This is a genomic window from Bradyrhizobium sp. WYCCWR15520 (genome assembly GCF_056174665.1).
Map to the genome: position 1 here is coordinate 12,917 of NZ_JBWBWM010000048.1, position 18,697 is coordinate 31,613.

20 protein-coding genes and 1 pseudogene are annotated in these 18,697 nt (G+C 63.1%); 10 read left to right on the top strand and 11 right to left on the bottom strand.

Annotation, left to right across the window (positions count from 1 at the left end; all coding sequences use genetic code 11):
• Positions 1-323: 323 nt before the first annotated feature.
• From AC0QUY_RS36145 to AC0QUY_RS36160, 4 genes are all read left to right on the top strand, one after another.
• On the top strand, positions 324-1,361 hold the full coding sequence (locus tag AC0QUY_RS36145; RefSeq protein ID WP_161854302.1) for a glutamine synthetase beta-grasp domain-containing protein: 1,038 nt from the start codon (positions 324-326) through the stop codon (positions 1,359-1,361).
• Positions 1,362-1,554: 193 nt separating this feature from the next.
• Positions 1,555-2,259 (top strand): hypothetical protein, encoded by a 705-nt coding sequence (locus AC0QUY_RS36150; protein WP_161854303.1) that lies wholly within the window; start codon positions 1,555-1,557, stop codon positions 2,257-2,259.
• Between the two features lie 6 nt (positions 2,260-2,265).
• The gene (locus AC0QUY_RS36155) at positions 2,266-2,949 is read left to right on the top strand and encodes a substrate-binding domain-containing protein (protein WP_475390790.1); all 684 of its coding nucleotides are present in this window, start codon (positions 2,266-2,268) and stop codon (positions 2,947-2,949) included.
• Between the two features lie 32 nt (positions 2,950-2,981).
• The gene (locus AC0QUY_RS36160) at positions 2,982-3,806 is read left to right on the top strand and encodes a tetratricopeptide repeat protein (protein WP_475390846.1); all 825 of its coding nucleotides are present in this window, start codon (positions 2,982-2,984) and stop codon (positions 3,804-3,806) included.
• Positions 3,807-3,817: 11 nt separating this feature from the next.
• Here the strand turns inward: AC0QUY_RS36160 and AC0QUY_RS36165 are convergent, their stop codons facing one another.
• Positions 3,818-4,261, bottom strand: a complete 444-nt coding sequence (locus AC0QUY_RS36165; protein WP_475390791.1) for a DMT family transporter — start codon at positions 4,259-4,261, stop codon at positions 3,818-3,820.
• Positions 4,262-4,403: 142 nt separating this feature from the next.
• Between AC0QUY_RS36165 and AC0QUY_RS36170 the strand changes: the two genes are divergently transcribed.
• Complete coding sequence (locus AC0QUY_RS36170) at positions 4,404-4,553, top strand: hypothetical protein (protein WP_141686549.1); 150 nt, start codon at positions 4,404-4,406, stop codon at positions 4,551-4,553.
• An 83-nt stretch (positions 4,554-4,636) separates the two neighbouring features.
• Positions 4,637-5,341 (top strand): GrlR family regulatory protein, encoded by a 705-nt coding sequence (locus tag AC0QUY_RS36175; protein WP_475390792.1) that lies wholly within the window; start codon positions 4,637-4,639, stop codon positions 5,339-5,341.
• Here the strand turns inward: AC0QUY_RS36175 and AC0QUY_RS36180 are convergent.
• Genes AC0QUY_RS36180 through AC0QUY_RS36190 form a run of 3 tightly spaced genes read right to left on the bottom strand, consistent with a single transcriptional unit; the run spans position 5,338 to position 8,955 of the window.
• A complete protein-coding gene (locus AC0QUY_RS36180; RefSeq protein WP_161854307.1) occupies positions 5,338-5,538 on the bottom strand; it encodes a hypothetical protein in 201 nt (66 codons plus the stop codon). The two genes, AC0QUY_RS36175 and AC0QUY_RS36180, sit on opposite strands and share 4 nt — an antisense overlap.
• Positions 5,535-6,638 (bottom strand): PepSY-associated TM helix domain-containing protein, encoded by a 1,104-nt coding sequence (locus AC0QUY_RS36185; protein WP_475390793.1) that lies wholly within the window; start codon positions 6,636-6,638, stop codon positions 5,535-5,537. The genes AC0QUY_RS36180 and AC0QUY_RS36185 overlap by 4 nt, the downstream gene beginning before the upstream one ends.
• 52 nt (positions 6,639-6,690) lie before the next feature.
• A complete protein-coding gene (locus AC0QUY_RS36190) occupies positions 6,691-8,955 on the bottom strand; it encodes a TonB-dependent siderophore receptor (RefSeq protein WP_475390849.1) in 2,265 nt (754 codons plus the stop codon).
• A 298-nt stretch (positions 8,956-9,253) separates the two neighbouring features.
• Here AC0QUY_RS36190 and AC0QUY_RS36195 point away from each other — a divergent pair, with 298 nt between their 5' ends.
• Together AC0QUY_RS36195 and AC0QUY_RS36200 are read left to right on the top strand one after the other, a co-directional pair.
• Positions 9,254-10,129 carry a S1C family serine protease gene (locus AC0QUY_RS36195; RefSeq protein WP_475390794.1) on the top strand — a complete coding sequence of 292 codons (876 nt, stop codon included), beginning with the start codon at positions 9,254-9,256 and terminating at the stop codon, positions 10,127-10,129.
• Positions 10,126-10,503 (top strand): response regulator transcription factor, encoded by a 378-nt coding sequence (locus tag AC0QUY_RS36200; protein ID WP_161854309.1) that lies wholly within the window; start codon positions 10,126-10,128, stop codon positions 10,501-10,503. The genes AC0QUY_RS36195 and AC0QUY_RS36200 overlap by 4 nt, the downstream gene beginning before the upstream one ends.
• Before the next feature lie 36 nt (positions 10,504-10,539).
• Here AC0QUY_RS36200 and AC0QUY_RS36205 read toward each other — a convergent pair whose 3' ends face one another.
• From AC0QUY_RS36205 to AC0QUY_RS36220, 4 genes are all read right to left on the bottom strand, one after another.
• Positions 10,540-10,764, bottom strand: a complete 225-nt coding sequence (locus AC0QUY_RS36205) for a hypothetical protein (protein ID WP_475390796.1) — start codon at positions 10,762-10,764, stop codon at positions 10,540-10,542.
• A gap of 6 nt (positions 10,765-10,770) precedes the next feature.
• A complete protein-coding gene (locus AC0QUY_RS36210) occupies positions 10,771-11,190 on the bottom strand; it encodes a hypothetical protein (RefSeq protein WP_475390798.1) in 420 nt (139 codons plus the stop codon).
• Positions 11,191-11,273: 83 nt separating this feature from the next.
• Positions 11,274-11,498: a hypothetical protein gene (locus AC0QUY_RS36215; protein ID WP_475390799.1), complete on the bottom strand. Its 225-nt coding sequence runs from the start codon at positions 11,496-11,498 to the stop codon at positions 11,274-11,276.
• Between the two features lie 15 nt (positions 11,499-11,513).
• Positions 11,514-11,696, bottom strand: a complete 183-nt coding sequence (locus AC0QUY_RS36220; protein ID WP_161854312.1) for a hypothetical protein — start codon at positions 11,694-11,696, stop codon at positions 11,514-11,516.
• Between the two features lie 233 nt (positions 11,697-11,929).
• Between AC0QUY_RS36220 and AC0QUY_RS36225 the strand changes: the two genes are divergently transcribed.
• Complete coding sequence (locus AC0QUY_RS36225) at positions 11,930-13,552, top strand: ABC-F family ATP-binding cassette domain-containing protein (RefSeq protein ID WP_475390800.1); 1,623 nt, start codon at positions 11,930-11,932, stop codon at positions 13,550-13,552.
• A 94-nt stretch (positions 13,553-13,646) separates the two neighbouring features.
• On the opposite strand, the gene AC0QUY_RS36230 is transcribed toward AC0QUY_RS36225, so the two are convergent.
• Positions 13,647-14,621, bottom strand: a complete 975-nt coding sequence (locus tag AC0QUY_RS36230; protein WP_475390802.1) for a glycerophosphodiester phosphodiesterase family protein — start codon at positions 14,619-14,621, stop codon at positions 13,647-13,649.
• A gap of 163 nt (positions 14,622-14,784) precedes the next feature.
• Here AC0QUY_RS36230 and AC0QUY_RS36235 point away from each other — a divergent pair, with 163 nt between their 5' ends.
• Positions 14,785-15,660, top strand: coding sequence for an MBL fold metallo-hydrolase (locus tag AC0QUY_RS36235; RefSeq protein ID WP_475390804.1), 876 nt, complete (start codon positions 14,785-14,787; stop codon positions 15,658-15,660).
• A 108-nt stretch (positions 15,661-15,768) separates the two neighbouring features.
• On the opposite strand, the pseudogene AC0QUY_RS36240 reads toward AC0QUY_RS36235, so the two are convergent.
• Together AC0QUY_RS36240 and AC0QUY_RS36245 are read right to left on the bottom strand one after the other, a co-directional pair.
• Positions 15,769-16,329, bottom strand: a pseudogene (locus AC0QUY_RS36240) (PAS domain-containing protein); the annotation flags it as partial.
• 140 nt (positions 16,330-16,469) lie between these two features.
• Complete coding sequence (locus tag AC0QUY_RS36245) at positions 16,470-18,554, bottom strand: methyl-accepting chemotaxis protein (RefSeq protein WP_475390806.1); 2,085 nt, start codon at positions 18,552-18,554, stop codon at positions 16,470-16,472.
• Between the last annotated feature and the right edge of the window lie 143 nt (positions 18,555-18,697).

An 18,697-nucleotide genomic window follows, 5' to 3' on the forward strand; every position in this document is an offset into this window, starting at 1 on the left:
GCCACAGCTTTAAGCGTTTAGCGGCGGACACGCGGAAATGCCGGAGAAATGGGCTGGATTCACTGTGCAGGAGAGCCGCCGAACCGCCGGATTTGCAGGCCTGCCGCGCTTCTATGTCGCAGCTTTTATTTTAGGCCACTGGCGGCAAGCCCTGTGGATGACCGATGCCGCACTGCAGCGATTGGCACGTTCCATGCTTAGTGGGACGTGGCCTACGTGGCCGGGTACACGTATGCGGAAAGACCTCCGGGGGCTGGGCGTCACACCTCAGATTTCAAGCGTCGGTCTTCCGCATTTCACAGAAGCAACTCAAGAGAGGCTCAATGACCAAGTACAAGCTCGAGTATATTTGGCTCGACGGCTATACGCCGACGCCGAGTTTGCGCGGCAAAACGCAGATCAAGGAATTCGACAAGTTCCCGACGCTGGAACAGCTTCCGCTCTGGGGGTTTGACGGTTCGTCCACCATGCAGGCCGAAGGCCACAGCTCCGATTGCGTGCTGAAGCCGGTCGCGGTCTATCCGGATGCCGCGCGTGAAAACGGCGCGCTGGTGATGTGCGAAGTCATGATGCCCGATGGCAAGACCCCGCACCCGTCGAACAAGCGCGCAACCATCCTCGACGATGAAGGCGCCTGGTTCGGCTTCGAGCAGGAATATTTCTTCTACAAGGACGGCCGTCCGCTCGGCTTCCCCTCGGACGGTTATCCGGCACCGCAGGGCCCGTACTACACCGGCGTCGGCTATTCGAACGTCGGCAGCGTTGCCCGCAAGATCGTGGAAGAGCACCTCAACCTCTGCCTCGCCGCGGGCATCAACCACGAAGGCATCAACGCCGAGGTGGCGAAGGGCCAGTGGGAATTCCAGATCTTCGGCAAGGGCTCCAAGACCGCTGCCGACCAGATGTGGATGGCCCGCTACCTGATGCTGCGCCTCACCGAGAGCTACGGCATTGATATCGAATTCCACTGCAAGCCGCTCGGCGATACCGACTGGAACGGCTCGGGCATGCACGCCAACTTCTCGACCAAGTACATGCGCGAAGTCGGCGGCAAGGAATACTTCGAGAAGCTGATGGGTGCCTTTGAGAAGAATCTCATGGACCACATTGCCGTCTACGGGCCGGACAATGACAAGCGCCTGACCGGCAAGCACGAGACCGCGCCCTGGAACAAGTTCAGCTACGGCGTGGCCGACCGCGGTGCCTCGATCCGCGTTCCGCACTCCTTCATCAACAACGGATACAAGGGCTATCTGGAAGACCGCCGCCCGAACTCCCAGGGCGACCCCTACCAGATCGCTTCGCAGATCCTGAAGACCATCGCGGAAGTCCCGACCGGCGCCAAGGCGGCCGCGGCCTAAGAACTGACGATACGTCCCGGTAACACCGGGGGGCAAAAGCTGATCCGCCAAGGCGAAACTGCCTTGGCGGATCTTTGCGTTTTCATGACACGGCGTCTTGATGGGGTTGAATTGGAGCCGGCCGTTCAAGGCCGTTCCCCTGGGTTATTAACCGCGCTAGACAACGGACCGTGAGCTTGCCGGGGACACGGCATTGTTTGAGGGATTTTACAAGGTCAGGTTTCAGCTTGGCGCTTCGGTCGGCCGCAGCGTGATGTATGCGCGCGACGGCAGGATGCTGGGCGGCAATTCCGCCTTTGCCCATATCGGCACCTACGAAAAGCAGGACGACGGCGTCGACGTCGTGATTCAGACGGTGCGCCACAACCCGGACCCGAACTATCGCGCGATGGCCGGCACCGACGATGCCACGCTGCTGGCGAAGGGCAGGGCGGACGGAAACCTCTACCGCTTTGAAGGGGGCTTGAAGGAATTACCGGGCGTGGCGTTCCATTCGGTGATGACGCCGATCGAGCAGGACGCCATACCGATCGCTGGCGGTGTCGGTCAGAGAGGTATCGTCAACGGTCTTTATTCCATCCACGTGCGTCTGCTCGACGGCGTCGAAGGCGGCCTCACCGGCGTGATGCTGCTCAACGAGGGCCGCATCCTCGGCGGCGATGCGTCCTTCTATTATGTCGGTAGCTACACCTCGGAGAACGGGCGCTGGAAGGGCCAGATTCTCAATCAGGAGCATACGCCCGCCATGGGCGAGAACCCGATCTTCGGCGGCCATGAAGTCGGCATCGGCTTTTCCGGCACCTGCGACGAGGAAGGCGCGCTGCTGGAAGCGACGGCGCTCGCCGGCAAGCGCAGCCTTCGTATGACCGCGGTGCTGAAGCTGATGCGGCGGGTGTAGCGGCCGATGAGCGATGCCATCCGCGTGCTCTCGACGCTGGCGTTGAAGGGTGCCGTTCACAGCCTGGCCGGCCAGTATCAGGCGGCAGGCGGCGCGCGCATCGATGCCGATTTCGCGCCGACATTGGCGCTGCTGGACCGGTTGCGCGCGGGCGAAGCCGCCGATGTCGTGATCCTGACCCGCGAGGGGCTCGACGAGGTCGCCCGCGAGGGTCGGGTGGCCGCGGATAGCTGCGTGGATCTGGCCCGCTCGTGGGTCGGCATCGCCGTGAAGGCTGGGGCGGCCCATCCCAATATCGCGACCGAGGCGGCGTTGCGCGCGACGTTGCTCGGCGCGCGCGTCGCCTATTCGCGGCTTGGCGCCAGCGGCATCCTGTTCGCAAAGCTGATCGAGCGGCTCGGCATTGCCGCCGACATCAACGCCCGCGCGATCATCATCCCGCAAGGCTTCACCGCCGAGCGGCTCGTAACCGGCGAGGCCGACCTCGCGGTCCAGCAGATCAGCGAATTGAAGCAGGTCGGCGGCATCGAGGTGGTCGGGCCCATTCCGCGCGAACTGCAGACGCCTGCGGTGTTTTCGGCGGGACGGATGGCGACGACGCAGAAAGCAGGCAAGGCGGATCGGTTGCTGCGCTATCTCGCTTCGCCCGATGTCGCGCCGCTGTTGCGCGAGAGCGGGCTGGAGGCTTGAATTTGGCGGCCCGTCGAAGCAACCTGCGGATCATGAAGGGGACGTTCCGAAGCCTGCTGATCGTGACCATTGCCGGGGCCGTCGCGCCGACGCCCTTGGCCGCGCAATCGGCGGACCTCGTGCTGTGCGACCGCGTGGCTGCCGATCCCGCCGATCCAGACAAGCCGGCCGATGCGAAAGGCGTGGCCGATATTGCAGCCTCTGACATCGCCACGGCCATCAAGTTTTGCAGAAACGCCGCAAACGCGTCGCGGCGCGCGATGTACCAGCTCGGGCGGGCCTACGCTGCCAACCGGCAGACGGCGGAAGCGATGGCGGCTTGGCGCAAGGCGGCCGACAAGGGCTCGACCTCGGCGATGGTCGAACTCGGCGTGCTCTATGGAACAGGTGCCGGCGTCACGCGGGATGAGGCGCAAGCACGAAAACTGTTCGAGCGCGCCGCCCAGGCCGGCAATCCGCGGGGAATCAGCAATCTCGCAGCGCTCGGCGGCGGCGCGTCATCCGATCCGGCGCGTGCGCGCGAATTGCTGTCGAAGGGCGCCGAGACTAACGCCGAGGCGCAGTATCAGCTCGGCATGATGCTTGCGGAAGGCAATGGCGGGAACAAAGACGATGCTGCCGCCCGTGCGCTGTTCGAGAAGGCGGCGGCGCAAAATCATCCCGGCGCACTGGAGCGAATGGGAGCGTTCGCGCAGGAAGGGCGCGGCGGACCAAAGGATGCGGAGGCCGCCAAGGCCTATTATCAGCGTGCTGCCGCACTCGGCGACGAGGATGCGAAGAAGGCGCTGGAGCGGCTGCGCTGTCCCTATGCGATCAAGGATAAACGCGGAAACGTGGTCACCAATCTGTGCTTCTGAGTCGCTGACGCTTACTCCCGGATCAGCACGACACCGGCGATCAACAGCACCGCGCCCGCGAGCCGCGCGGCACTGAGGGGATGCGGCGTCAACCCGAACGCGCCGAAATGATCAAGCGTCACCGCGGCCAGCACCTGGCCGGCAATGACAAGCGCAAACAGCGTTGCGGCGCCGAGCGAAGGTAGCAACAGGATCGCCAGCAGGATGAAGGCGCCGCCGAACACGCCGCCGGACCACGCATACCAGGGCACATCGGCCATGGTTTTCCAGGACGGCACGCGCTCGCCGAGCGCGATCACCGCGACGATCATAGTGAGGAGGCCGCCGGCATAGCTAACCAGTCCCGCCCAGGCCGGCGAGCCCAGCGCGGTGCGCAGGCTGCTATTGAGCGCCTGCTGGGTCACGACGCTGACGCCGGCACCGAGCGCGAGGACATAGAAGAAGATATGCTGCACGAGGCCCCCCAAACATTCCCTGCCGGGCAGAGCGATCCGGCGTTGTAAGGCAGGCCCGAGACAACGCGAATAGCCAGTCCGGAACAAGAGGGCCGCAGCGCAATTGTTGCGAACGGGGGCTCGCCAATAAGCGGTGCTGGCCATGATCCGAAAGCTGCAGTCAGGCGAATACCGGCTCTATTCCCGCAAAATCAATCCGAAAACGGGCAAGCGCCGTAACCTTGGAACCTTCAAATCGCGCGCGGCGGCCGAAAAGCACGAACGGGCCGTACAATATTTCAAGCGGCACTGAACCTGCGTTAAATCGCGGCTGGCACCTCGCCTGAGGCGGTGCTAAGCCCCCGCCAGACATTTTCGATATCAGGACATTTTCCGTTGCTGAACGGGCTTTACAAGGTTGAGTACGGCGTGAACGACGCGTTCGGCCGCAGCATCATGTGCATGCACAATGGCAAGCTATTGGGCGGCAATTCCGCTTTTGCCCATCTTGGCACCTATCAGGAAATCGGTGGGGAGATCGTCGGCGAGGTCATCACCCAGCGCCACAATGACGATCCCCACTACAAGCCGCTGATGGACACCGATGTCGCCGCCATCAGCGTGCGAGGCCAGCTGAAGGGCAACAATATTCGTTTTGAAGGCAGCGCCGCGCCGCGGCCGGGCGCCTTGTTCTGGGCCAACCTGACGCGGCTCGACGACGAGGCTCTGCCGCCGGTCGGCAACGTGGGGCCGGGCGGTATTACCAACGGCCTCTATTCTCTGCAGCTCCGCGCGCTCGACGGTGTCGAGGCAGGCCTGTCGGGTGTGATGCTGCTGCTGGACGGCCGCATCCTCGGCGGCGATGCTTTCTTTTATTACCTCGGCTCCTACGCTTCGGCCGACGGCCGCTGGAAGGGCGAGATCCTCAACCAGGAGCACACGCCGGCGAAGGGCGAAAACCCCGTATTCGGCGGCCATGAGGTGGGCATCGGTTTTACCGGTACCTGCGACGAAGCGGGGGCTGAACTCGAAGCCATTGCGTTGGCCGGCAAGCGCAGCCTGCGGCTGGCCGCGACGCTGAAGCTGATGCGGCCGGTCTAGATCCGCTTGCGGCGCGCGAAAAACCAGACAGTGAGGACAACCGGCGCGCCAAGTGCGAGCCAGGAAAAATAGCGGCCGGGGCCTTCGTACAACAGCGCGCTCAGCAATCCTGCGACCGACAGCACGCCGATCAAAAGCGGACCGCCATACACCGTCCGCCAATTGCCGCTGGATCGTGGTTTGCGTGCGTCGATCATCGCGCCGGCTGTAGCGAAGGCTGTCCCGCGATCGCGTGGCTGCGATGCTTGCGGCGCTTGACGACCCATAGATACAGCCCGCTGGCGATGACGACGATGGTCATGATGTCGAGCAACGCCCAGATAATCTTGAGCGGCATGCCGCCGTAGTCGCCGAAGTGCAGCGGTTGCGAGACCAGCAGCGCCTTGAGGTAGACGGGAAGGTCGCGCGCGTCGGAGACTTCGCCGGTTTCTCCATCGAGCAGCACCGGCTTGAGCAGGCGCGAGGTCAGCGGCGTGTCGCCGCGCATGAAGACCGCGAAATGGTGCGAGCTCGTGAACGGCGTGCCCGGAAAGGCGATGAAGGAAACATTCATGCCGGGCGCGACCGTGCGCGCATTCGCTAGCGTCGTATCGAGCGAGGCCAGATGCACCGGCGGTGGCTTGCCGGCGTATGGCTTGACGATGTCGGTGAGTTCGTTGGCTTTCCACTGGCCCAGCATCACTTCTGCAAGCGTGTTGATGACGCCGGTGGCGCCGACCACCAGGGCCCAGGCGATGGTCACCGCGCCCAACAGATTGTGCCAATCGAACCAGGCGATGCGGCGCGATTTGTCCCTCAGCGTGCCGAAGCTCAGGCGGCGCGTAAACGGCCAGTACAGCACCACGCCGGAGACGATCGCGACCAGGAACAGGAATCCCATCGCGCCGAGGAACAGCTTGCCGGGCTGGCCCGCAAACATATCGACGTGGAGCTTGAGGAAGATCAGAATCGGACCGCCGCCGACCGGGCCGAGCGGCTTGGCGGTGTGGGCATCGTACGCTCTGAGAGTCGCCGCATCCGGATCGCCATCGACCTTGCTGTTGGTGAACGCGATCACATTGTTCGGTTCGTCCTTGTCCCACGAGATATATTGCAGGACACGGCCGGGATCATGCGCCAGCGCAGTGCGGGCGATCTCGTCGATGCTCCGTTTCACCGCGCCCGGCTGGGCGATCTCCGGCTTTGGATCGTAGCCGAGCAGCTCATCGATCTCGTGATGGAAGATCAGCGGCAGGCCGGTGATGCACAACAGCAGCAGGAACAGCGTCGATATCAGGCTGCTCCAGGTGTGGACCACCGACCAGATGCGAACAGTTCTGGCTTTCAGTGCAGCCTCCCTTCGATCGCTCCTACCACTTGTAGGCAAGGCTTGCCGTCACCCGGCGCCGATCACCATAGAAGCAGGCCGTTTCCGATGCGCAACTGGCTACGTACGTTTTGTCGGCGATGTTGATGACGTTGAGCGCGGCGCGCCAGTTTTGCCATTCGTAATGGATCGTCGCGTCACCAAGGACAACCGAGGGAACCACCAACGTGTTCGCGTTATCGGCGAAGGACTTGCCCACGTAGCGCACGCCGCCACCAAAGCCAAAGCCTCGCAACGGCCCCTCCTGGAACGTGTAGTCAGCCCAGAGGGATCCTATTTGCTGTGGCGTGTTGGTCGGTGTCAGCCCGATCAGGGCCGGATTTGTGTCCTTGCTGTTAAAGAGATCGTAGGTGGTGAAGGCGCCTACCATTTTCAGGCCGGGTGCGACATTGGCCACGGCCTCCAGTTCGAGACCGCGCGATGTGACCTCACCGGTCTGGTTCTGCAGGTTCGGCGGCGTGCTGTTCGGGTCCGTCGTAAGGACGTTTCGTCGCTTCAGATCGAACACGGCAATACCGAAATGACCGTTGAAGCCATTAGGCTGAAACTTCAATCCGATCTCGGCCTGTTCGCCGGTTTCGGGTCGGAGCAGTTGGTTCGAAGCGTTGAGGCCGATGATCGGGTTATAGCTTGTCGCGTAGGCGACATACGGCGCCAGCCCGTTGGCGAAATTGTAGATCAGGCCGGCACGGCCACTAAACTTGCTGTCCTCCCGGTTGATCAGCGTGGCGCCCGTGGGACGATCGCCCTGGCTGGTCGATACCCAGTCATTGCGGCCGCTCAACACCAGCGTAAAGCCGCCAAATTTGATCTGGTCTTGAATGTAGGTGCCGAGCTGATTTTGAGTCAGGAGGAAATTACGGAACGGCGCGTCCGTGAACGGAATGTCGCCGACGCCGTAAACCGGATTGAACACGTTGATCGAGGGCACGCCGCCAAAGGCGAAGTTCTGATAGTCGTCGATCCGGTAGGTGGTCAGATCGAGGCCGAACAGCATCGTGTGCTGCACCGGACCAGTGTTGAAACGATACTCCAACTGGTTGTCCAGATTGCCTTGGTTGGCGGTGTTTTTCGCGTACCAATTGTACCGCGCCATGTCGCCGGCGGCGAGGTTGGTATAGCCGTTCCCGATCAAGCCGCGATAGGTGATGTCAACGTGGGCGTAGCGGGCATTCTGCCGGAATGTGACGCTGTCAGAGACGTTGCGCTCGAACTGATAGCCGATCATCTCCTGTTCGCGCTTGAACGTATCGACGCTCGGATCGCCGACGAACAATTTCGTCGGGATGCGTCCAAACGGTGCGTCGATTACCGTACCGGTATAGGGCAGGAAGTTAATGCCACGCGTATCCGTCTTCGATGCTGACGCCAGCACCGTGAAAGTCGTGTCCGCGTCCGGCTTGTAGGTGACGGACGGCGCGATGAAGTAGTTATTGTTGGGCGTGAAATCGACCTGGGTGCCGCCGTTCTGCACTTGGCCCACCACACGATAGAACAGTTTCCCATTCTCCGGTTGCGTCGCAATCGGGCCGCCGAAATCGAACGACAGATAGGCGTTGCCGAAATTATTGACGCCGGTCTCGAGATAGCGGATCGGCTCCACCGGGGGCGTCTTGCTGACCGCGTTGACGATGCCGCTGGGGCTGGAACCGCCATACAGCACGGCGGAGGGACCGCGCAGCACCTCGACGCGGGCAAGATTGAACGGTTGCAGCTTCCAACTTGCATAGGATGTGTAGAAGAGTCGGAGTCCATCGAGGAAGAGACCGACATCGTCCGACTTGAAACCGCGGATCAGGAACCAGTCGTTACGTGTATCGGCGCCGAATGTCCCGGCGACAACGCCTGGCGTGTAGCGCAGAATCTCGTCGAACTTGCCGGGCTTCTGGTCGCGAATCTGCTCGCTGCCGATCACCGACAGCGATTGCGGTGTCTCCATGATCGGCGTGTTGGTCTTGGTACCCGCCATCGAGCGGCCTGCGACGTAGCCCTGGACGTCGCCGCGCGGGTTTTCGACGAAGCCGACCCCGCGCTGCGGCTGCGGCCGGTTGGTTTGCGCTGCCTGCGTTGCGCGCCGCGTCTGCCGCCGCTCCGGCGTTGCAACGCGCCGGCGCGCCTCCGGCGCTCCCACCTCCACGGGGGGCAACGACTGTGCCCCGGATTGCTGCGAAGAGCTTGACTGCGCGAAGGAAGCCTGTGGCCACAACGCCAATACGGATACGGTCGCCAACGCGGCGACCTGCAACAAATCACGAGACTTCAAAGTTTCACCCCAACCTGCGAGTACTTTGTCGCGCCTTCCCCTGGTTCAGCAGCGCAACACTTCGACGCATACGCGAGGGCGTTCGATTCCTCTAATGGAAAGGTTCTTAGAAGCGCTCTTAGAAGACTTCTAGAAATTGTTCTGTATGCTGTCGATTTGCCATCGACACTCAAAAGCTGTGGCGCGGGAATATTCAGTAATCGTCGCTGCCTCCCCATCAGGCTAGTTCCCCAACGCGATCCGAACTCCCAGATTGAAGTCAGACGATCCAGGAGATCTCGCCATGCCTGACCCAGCCGCACCAATCCTTCCCTCGTTATCCTCAGCCCTTGCCGACATGGTCGCCCGGACAAAATCCGCGATCGTCTCGGTGCATTCCCATCGCTCGCGAGCCACCGGCTTTATCTGGAAGCCCGGCTTGATCGTGACGGCCGATGAGCCCCTGGCCGATGAAGGCGAAGTCTCGATCAGGTTTCCCGACGGATCGGAACGGCGTGCGAGCATCGCGGGACGCGATCATACGACCGACATTGCGCTACTGCGCGTCGATGCCGGGAATAGTACGCCGGTCGCGCTCTCACCCATCGTCCCGGATCTCGGTTCGCTGGCGGTCGTCGTCGCGGCCGAGCAGGGCGCTACAACGGCAGCGCTCGCAATGATATCGCTGGTCGGCAGCCGCTGGCGCAGCATGCGGGGTGGAGAGATCGACGCAAGGATCGAGCTGGACGTGCGGCTGCGGCGCCGTCACGAGGGTGGCCTTGTCCTCAATGCCTCCGGCGAGGCGATCGGCATGGCTGTCCAGGGTGTACGACGGATACTCGTGATTCCCAGTGCCACCATCGACCGGATCGCCGCGAGGCTTGAAACTCATGGCCGGATTGCACGTGGCTATCTCGGCCTTGGATTGCAGCCGGTCGAACTTGACGACGGGCTCGGCGCGATGGTGATGAGTGTCGATAGAGCAGGTCCTGCGGCTGCCGCCGGCATTCGGCAGGGCGACATCATCGTTGGGTGGAACAACGAAAAGCTCTCGGGCGTCCGATCACTGCTGCGGTCCCTCGGCCCCGACAGTATCGGCTCGGTCGTCGACGTCGCGATCAGGCGCGCCGGCCAGCCGGTTCAGGTCAGGCTCACGATCGGCGAAAGGCCAGAAGCATGAACGGCGCGGCGTCGCCGGTGATTGTGGTCGCTATTGAGATCGCAGATGCGGCACTGGTGGACCGGCTCGCATCGCTGCTCAGCGGCGTAGCCGGCATTCGCCTGGCGGCACCGGGAGAAGAAGCGACGGTCGCGCTCGTGTCACGCGACCGCGCGGCCGTCACTGAGCATGCCGAGATCGATCTTACGCCCCGCGAGCGCGACGTGCTCCTGCTGTTGGCTGAGGGCGCATCGAACAAGGCGATTGCGCGACGGCTCGGAATATCCGTTCACACCGCAAAATTCCATGTCGGTTCGCTGCTGGAGAAGCTCGACGCCACCGGCCGTACCGACGCCGTCACGCACGCGGCGCGGCTTGGTGTGATCAACCTGTGACCGCACGGCCTGCCCGGCAGGCGCGTTCATTCTCCCTTAGCCGCGGCCTTTGTTCGCCGCGTGGTCTTTCAGTTGCTCGGTCTGGGTCCATTTGCTGTCCTGACCGCGCTCTCGCGAATGCTCAGCCTTGTCGCGGTTTGAGAGCACCATGTTCTCGCCGATGAGTTCATCCTGCACGTCGGTCATGGCGCCGGTCCCGGCGCCTTTGCCTTTTGCCCCGGGTCCGAGATGCTTGCCGTCGCCGTGCGCTCCACGTGTCATGTTGGTCTATCCCTGTGGCTTCTGGGGTTTATGACCCGATTGCCCCGGATGATTGTGCTTGTTGTGCTGGCTTTCCTGATTGAGGCCGCCCCGGCTCACCGCAAACTCCGATTGACGGCCGTCGCGCTTTGCAATTTTTGCGCCGCCATCGCGCTGGGTTCGCGCAATCTCTTCCTCAACCAGCCTCTCATCGGGGACATCAGGCTTTCTTTCCAGCATGCGCAGTTGTTGCTCATGCGTCTTCTTTCCCTGCAGCGTTGTTTTTCGTGGGCCGCAATCCCGATCGTTTTGCGGCGGCCCGCGCCGCCGGTTGCGAACCTCTGCCTTGTCAATGCCGCCTTGCGGATTGGTGTCGTTCTCGATGTCGCCCTCGAAGGTGTTGGCGCCCGCGAACTCCTCCAGTTCATCCGGCGTTACCTGCGCCATCGCGGCGCCCTTCGAACCGCCGATCAGCGGATTGCGATGCAGATCGGCATTGGTTGGCCTGTTCAGTTTGACGTGCTTCGTGCTCATGACGCGTCCTTCGATGCGGGATGGGTGCCGCCGCCCTTTCGTTCCGGATCATGCGTGTGGTGAGTGTCATGCTCGCCGCCGCCGCCGGACACCTTGCTGTGCCGGCGCTGCGGATCGTCGGCCGGCGGCTTCTTGATGTGAAGCGGGTCTTTGGCGTTCTCATGGGAAGCGCCCGGGCCACCTTGGCGAATGCTTGCCGGGGTCTTGGTTGAAGTCGACATGGTGCGCACTCCAGACTAGCGATCCTGCTGATGGCCTTGATGGGTGGTATTCTGTGCTGTGTTGCCCTGCTGGCCCTGCTGCTCGGGATTTTCGGTACGGCCTCGGTCCTTCCGGGCCTGATGGGCATTGCCGGACTTGGGATCGCCAGTACCCTTGTGGCTTTGGTTGTCCTGCGGCACCGGAGGGGGTCTGGTCATTGATGGCTCCCGTTGTTGGTCGGCCTGTGTTGCGAGGTCAACGCGCGGCGAACCACAAGGGTTTCTCGCCGGTTTCCGGGAACCGCGATCACATCCGTATGGGAACGACAGTGGCACGAATTTCGGACAGCCAAGCGCGCTGCATCGCCCGATCAGCGGGTTTCACGGAACTTGAAGGTCCGGCTGCGATGTCCTAAGCAGCGGCCGCAGCGATTTCCTCCTTTCAGGCCCCAATGATCCGTCTCGATAACGTCAGCAAGCAAGTCGGCCACCAGATCCTCTTCATCGAAGCTTCGGCAGCGCTCCAGAAGGGCGAGAAGATCGGCCTCGTCGGCCCGAACGGGGCGGGCAAGACCACGCTTTTCCGAATGATTTCGGGGCAGGAACTGCCCGATGAAGGCCAGGTCTCCCTCGATCGCGGCATTACCATCGGCTATTTCAGCCAGGACGTCGGCGAGATGTCGGGCCGCAGTGCCGTCGCCGAGGTCATGGACGGCGCCGGCCCTGTCAGCGTCGTGGCAGCCGAGTTGAGAGAACTCGAGGCCTCGATGGCCGATCCCGATCGCGCCGACGAGATGGACGATATCATCGCGCGCTACGGCGAGGTTCAGCACCGCTTCGAGGAGCTCGACGGCTACGCCCTCGACGGCCGGGCCCGCGAGGCGCTGTCAGGCTTAGGCTTCAGCCAGGAGATGATGGAAGGCGATGTCGGCGCGCTCTCGGGCGGCTGGAAGATGCGGGTCGCGCTGGCCCGCATCCTGCTGATGCGGCCCGACGTGATGCTGCTGGACGAGCCGAGCAACCATCTCGACCTCGAAAGCCTGATCTGGCTGGAGCAGTTTCTGAAGGGATATGAAGGCGCGCTGTTGATGACCTCGCACGATCGCGAGTTTATCAACCGCATCATCAACAAGGTCGTCGAGATCGACGGCGGCACGCTTTCGACCTATTCCGGCAATTACGAATTCTACGAGCAGCAGCGCGCGCTGAACGAGAAGCAGCAGCAGGCCCAGTTCGAACGCCAGCAGGCGATGTTGGCCAAGGAGATCAAGTTCATCGAGCGCTTCAAGGCGCGCGCTTCGCATGCGGCGCAGGTGCAGAGCCGGGTGAAGAAGCTCGACAAGATCGAGCGCGTCGAGCCGCCGAAACGGCGGCAGACCGTGGCATTCGAATTCCTGCCGGCGCCGCGCTCGGGCGAGGATGTCGTCAGCCTGAAGAACGTCCACAAGGGCTATGGCAGCCGCAGCATCTATCAGGGGCTCGATTTCATGATCCGCCGCAAGGAGCGGTGGTGCGTGATGGGCATCAACGGCGCCGGCAAGTCGACGCTGCTGAAACTGGTGGCGGGCTCGGCCGAGCCTGACGACGGCACGGTGGCGATCGGCGGCAGCGTCAAGATGGGCTATTTCGCCCAGCACGCCATGGATCTGCTCGACGGCGAGCGCACCGTGTTCCAGTCGCTGGAAGATTCCTTCCCGCAGGCGGGCCAGGGCTCGCTGCGCGCGCTTGCAGGCTGCTTCGGCTTCTCCGGCGACGATGTCGAGAAGAAGTGCCGGGTGCTCTCCGGCGGCGAGAAGGCGCGGCTGGTGATGGCGATAATGCTCTACGACCCGCCGAACTTTCTGGTGCTGGACGAGCCGACCAACCATCTGGACCTCGCGACGAAGGAGATGCTGATCGGCGCGCTCTCCGAATTCGAAGGCACCATGCTGTTCGTCTCGCACGACCGGCATTTTCTGGCCGCGCTCTCCAACCGCGTGCTGGAGCTGACGGCCGACGGCATCCACCAGTATGGCGGCGGGTACACCGAATACGTCGCACGCACCGGGCAGGAAGCGCCGGGGTTGCGGAGCTAGCCTCCGTAGCCCGGATGGAGCGAAGCGCAATCCGGGGCTCTCTGTACGGCTGCACTGCTTCCCGGATTTCGCTTCGCTGCATCCGGGCTACAGGCTATCTGCGCACAAGCGGCGCAATAACTTCGATCTCGTTGGTCCAGATGCCGCCGGAATAATTTTGCGGCAGCCGTGCGAACTGCTCTGATGTATCGATGCCGCTGGAAAATTCGCCGCCGCGATAGGGGCCGAGCACGAAGACTTCGCTATTGGCCGCCTTCATCCGGTTGAGAAAGCGGTCCGGCCACCCCCACATCCACGGCGCGACATTGATCGGCAGCATGACCATGGCGTTGCTGCAGGCCTTCGGCACCAGGCCGGTCCAGCCGTAGCCGATGTAGCCGAGCAGGCAGCTCTTGATGGCGGTGCGCGAGATTGTCCGGATCTCAGGCAGGCGCGTGCGCACGGCCTGGACCGGTTCATCGCCGCCATAGACCATGATCTGGGCGCGGAGCTCGGCAGGCAGCTTGGCCAGCACGGCCGCCAGCTTCTCCCCCTCGGATGCGTCGCGGCTCTTGACATTGATCAATAGCCGCGCCTGAGGGAAGGTTGCCAGCACCTCGGCGAGTGTCGGCATCTGGCCGATGCCCTTGCCGCGGAAGGGAAAGGTCTTGCCGCCATCTGCGGTATAGCCGTGGCCGATATCGAGCTTCTTCAGATAGGCCATGGAGTGTTCGCGCGTGACGCCTTGCCCATCGGTGCGGCAATCCAGCGTCCAGTCGTGAAACACCGCGAATTCGCCATCTGTTGTCGGGTGAACATCGAGCTCGACGATATCGGCGCCGGCCGCAAAGCTCGCCCGCATCGAGTCGATCGTGTTCTCCAGATACGCATGCGTTGACGGCAGCATGCGGGCCGCCGTGCAGGTATCGTTCTTCAGATCGCGTTCGTCGAAACGCTGGGCGATGCCGCGATGCGCGAGCAGGATGGGCTTGCCCTCCCGATATGTGGCGAGATGATTGGTGTTGTTGAGGTAGATGGCTGCGGCGAAGACAGCAATCGCCGCCGCGGCATATTTGAGTTTCTTGTTCAAGATTTGTCCCCGCGTGAGAGGCGCATTCGCTAGGCAGCATTTCTGTTCGATTTGCGGCGGAGAACGGCCAATGCCCCAACGTGTGGATGCTGCAACTTGCACGCGGCTTGTCGGCGCCGGACCCGCCCGTTAGGCTGTTTCAAAAATGGGGAGCGAAGCGAGGATGAAGCAGCTCAGGATCGGTGACGTCACCATCGATGCGGTGATCGAGCGCGAGGGACCGTGGCGGCGGCCGCAGGATTTCTTTCCGGCTTATGACGAGGCGGTCTTCAGGCATCATCTCGCCGCCATGGAGCCCGAAGTGTTCGACGCCGCGCTGGGGCTGATGGTCATCACCTACCAGACCTTCGTGGTCCGCACGCCGCGCTACACCATTCTGGTCGACACCTGCACCGGCGAGGACAAGGGCCATCCGCCGCCGTTCGATTTTCCGGGCAAGGAGCGCTGGCGCAACGAGCTGTTCGCGCTCGGCATCGCCTACGAGCAGGTCGATTACGTGTTCTGCACCCACCTGCACATCGACCATACCGGCTGGAATACCACGCTGCGCGACGGGCACTGGGTGCCGACCTTTCCCAACGCGAAATACATTTTTCACAAGAAGGAATATGCCGCTTGGGAGGCGGAGCATACCAGGGGAGCCAACCCGCCCGGCACGGTCTTCCGCGATAATTGCCTGCCGATCGCCGAAGCCGGGCAGGCCGTGCTGGTTGACGACGATTACGCCCTCGACGATACGATTACGCTGACGCCGACGCCGGGGCATTCGCCCTGTCACTGCTGCGTCAACATCTTCTCAGGGGGCAAGCGCGCGGTGGTTGCCGGCGATCTCATGCATCACGTGATCCAGTGCCGCGAGCCGGAATGGTCGGCCAAGCCCGACTGGGATCCGAAACAATCGGCGATCTCGCGGCGCAAGTTCTTTGCCTCCGTCGCCGGTACCGACACGCTGATCCTGCCGATCCATTTTCCGGCGCCGACCGTCGGCCTCATTACCGCGGATGGCGACCGCTTCGATTATCGATTCAAAAGGGATTGATGCAACATGGGAATGCAACGGACTGACGGAATGCAACGGATGGATTTCGAGACGCTGTTCAGACCCGCAAGAGCGTTTCTGTGACTGGCGCAGAGCTTCCTCGGCCTGTTTGCGCTCGGCGATCGCCTCCGCTACGCGCGCCTCCAACGTCTCGTTGAGGCGGCGAGCCTCGGCCTCGGCGCGCTTGCGCGGGGTGATGTCCTGAAACAGCACCGCAATCTGCCGGCGGCTGGCACGGTCGATCCGGAAAGCCGCGAGTTCGAGATAGCGGCCGGTCGCAATCAGCTCGCGCTCGAAGCAGATCGGCACCCCCGTGCGGAGTACGCCGCCATAGAGTTCGGCCCAGCCGTCGGCTTCGTCGGGCACCATCTCGCGCAGCTTCTGGCCAACCACGTTGGGGATGCCGGCATGTTGCGCGTAGGCAGGATTGGCCTCGATGTGGATGTAGTCGCTCAGGGGTCCGTGCGGACCGTCGAGGAATTCGATGATGCAAAAACCCTCGTCGATGGAATTGAACAGGGTTCGATAGCGTTGTTCGCTGTCGGCGAGGGCGGACTCGGCTCGTTCAAGTTCGGTGTTCTCGGCGACGGCGTACGCCCTGAGCCGCGTATTTTCCGCTTCCAGCGCCGCGATCCGACGCTGCAGTTCATCGACGTCGACCAGTGTCACCACGAGCGGCCGCCTGCGGCGACCGCAACAACAGTTGTCGGTTCAGAGGTGTGCCTCATTGCGCCATATCAAGTTCCAGTGGCGCGAAAAGTTCCTCTTCTCGCACGCCGGTCGAATAGGCGAGTAGCGCCGCTCGGCCCCTACGCCGCGCGCACTTCGGAGAGGAAGCGGTTGACCTGGCCGGCGAGGTCCTTGGACTGCGAGGACAATTGCTCGGCTGCGCCCAGCACCTGATTGGCGGCGGCGCCGGTATCGTCGGCGGCCTTCTGCACGCCGGTGATGTTGGAATTGACCTCCTGGGTGCCGCGCGCGGCCTCCTGCACGCTGCGTGAGATTTCCTTGGTCGCGGAGCCCTGTTCCTCGATCGCCGCTGCGATGGCGGTGCCGATCTGGTCGATTTCGGCGATCACGTTGGCGACGTTCTGGATCGCCGTCACGGTCTGGTCGCTCGCCGTCTGGATCGAGGCGATCTGCTCGGAGATTTCGGTGGTCGCCTTTGCGGTCTGGCCGGCCAGCGATTTGACTTCGGAGGCGACGACGGCAAAGCCGCGGCCGGCATCGCCGGCGCGCGCGGCTTCAATGGTCGCGTTCAGCGCGAGCAGGTTGGTCTGCGCTGCGATGCTCTGGATCAGCGTCACGACGTCGCCGATCTTCTGTGCGCCCTCGGCGAGCGAGCGGGCGGTCTCGCCGGTGCGGCGTGCGTTCTCGACCGCGCGGGAGGCGATTTCAGTGGATTGCGCGACCTGACGGCCGATCTCTGAGATCGAGGAGGTCAGTTCTTCGGTGGCGCTGGCAACCGTCTGCACGTTGGCGGAGGTCTGTTCGGACGCGGCGGCGACGATCGCGGCCTGGCGGTTGGTGGCGGTCGCGGTCGACGACATCGACTGCGCCGTGTCCTCCATGACGGACGAGGCGGCTGAAAGCCCGCCGACCAGCTCGGTGACCTTGGCTTCGAACGCGCGGGTGAGTTCGTCGAGCACCTGGGCGCGGCGCATCTTGCCGTCGCTCTCGGCAGCCTTCTCGGCGGCAAGACGTTCGGCCTCGATCATGTTGTCCTTGAAGACGCGCACCGCCGCAGCCATCGCACCGATCTCGTCGGAGCGGCCGGCGCCGGCGATGTCCCCGGATACGTCGCCGCTGGCCAGCCGCGACATCGTGGAAGTGAGGTCGACGATGGGGCCGCAGACACGGCGGCGAACCATCGCGATCAGCACGGCGCTGGCAACAGTAACCGCAATGAGGCCGGCGAGCGCGATCAGGAAACTGAAGCGCGCCGAGGAATAGGCGGTGGCCAGAACATATTCGGCGTTGTCGTAGAAGGCGTTGCGAACCTCGACGACGGCGCCGAGGCCGACCTGGGATTCCGCATAGAAGAAATCGACATTGTTCTCGTATTTGCCTGACGCCGCGCCTTCCTTGGCGAACTTCAGCGCCTTGCCGAAACGGCCGACATAGACTTCATTCATCTTTTCCAATGCCGCGGCCACGTTGGCCGGCGTCGCCGGGTTGCCGCGCAGTTCCTGCAGCGACATCAGGATCTGGTCGGCACGCCCCTGGGAGCGGGAATATTCCATCTTTTCGGCTTCGGTGGCGGCGCGATTGGCACCGACGAGGTTCTTGTGGATGCTGGCGTTGTAGCCGCCGATATCGCGCAGGTTCCAGGCGATGTTGGCATAGACGGCCTGGCGATAAGCATCGCCGTCGAGCTGGGCCATGCGGCGCACCTGCTCGTCGAGCAGCTTGGTGACCGCGGCGTTGAATACGGCATTGTCGGCGACGATCTTTCTGGCGGCGTCCTTGCGCGCTTCGGCCGGGCCGTCGATCGCCTTGTCGATGGCGTCGCGCAGCGCGTTGAATTTCACGTTCAATTCGTCGATGCCACTGCCGATCGCGGCGGCGTCATCGAGCCCGCCGGACAGGTTCTTGCGGACGGCGTTCATCTTGTCGCGGGCGCCGTCGGTGTTCTTGCGCAGTTTTTCGTTGAGTTCCTTCCGCACCGCCGGATCGACCGCGGGCGGGCCGTACAGGATGTTGGTCGAGAATCCGCGCTCGGAGTTCATGTAGCGCGGGATGTCGCCGACCGCGCGCACCACCTCCAGCCGGCTCTGCGCGAGCGAGACCTTGTCCATGGTCTGGTACTTCGAAACCGCCACATAGACGGCGAGCCCGCCGCCGACGGCGGAGAGCGAGACGATGGCAGCGGTGAGGAGGGTGCCGATTTTCATGGGATTTCAGGCCATTTGCGCGGGTCTGGGAGTGCGGGCCACCAGTATAGGTGGTGCAAATTAATCCAGAGTTACGGTTGGGCGTGTCACACCCGTGCCTTCCATTTCGTCTTGATTTAGCGGGGCTTTCCGCGGTTTTCGGG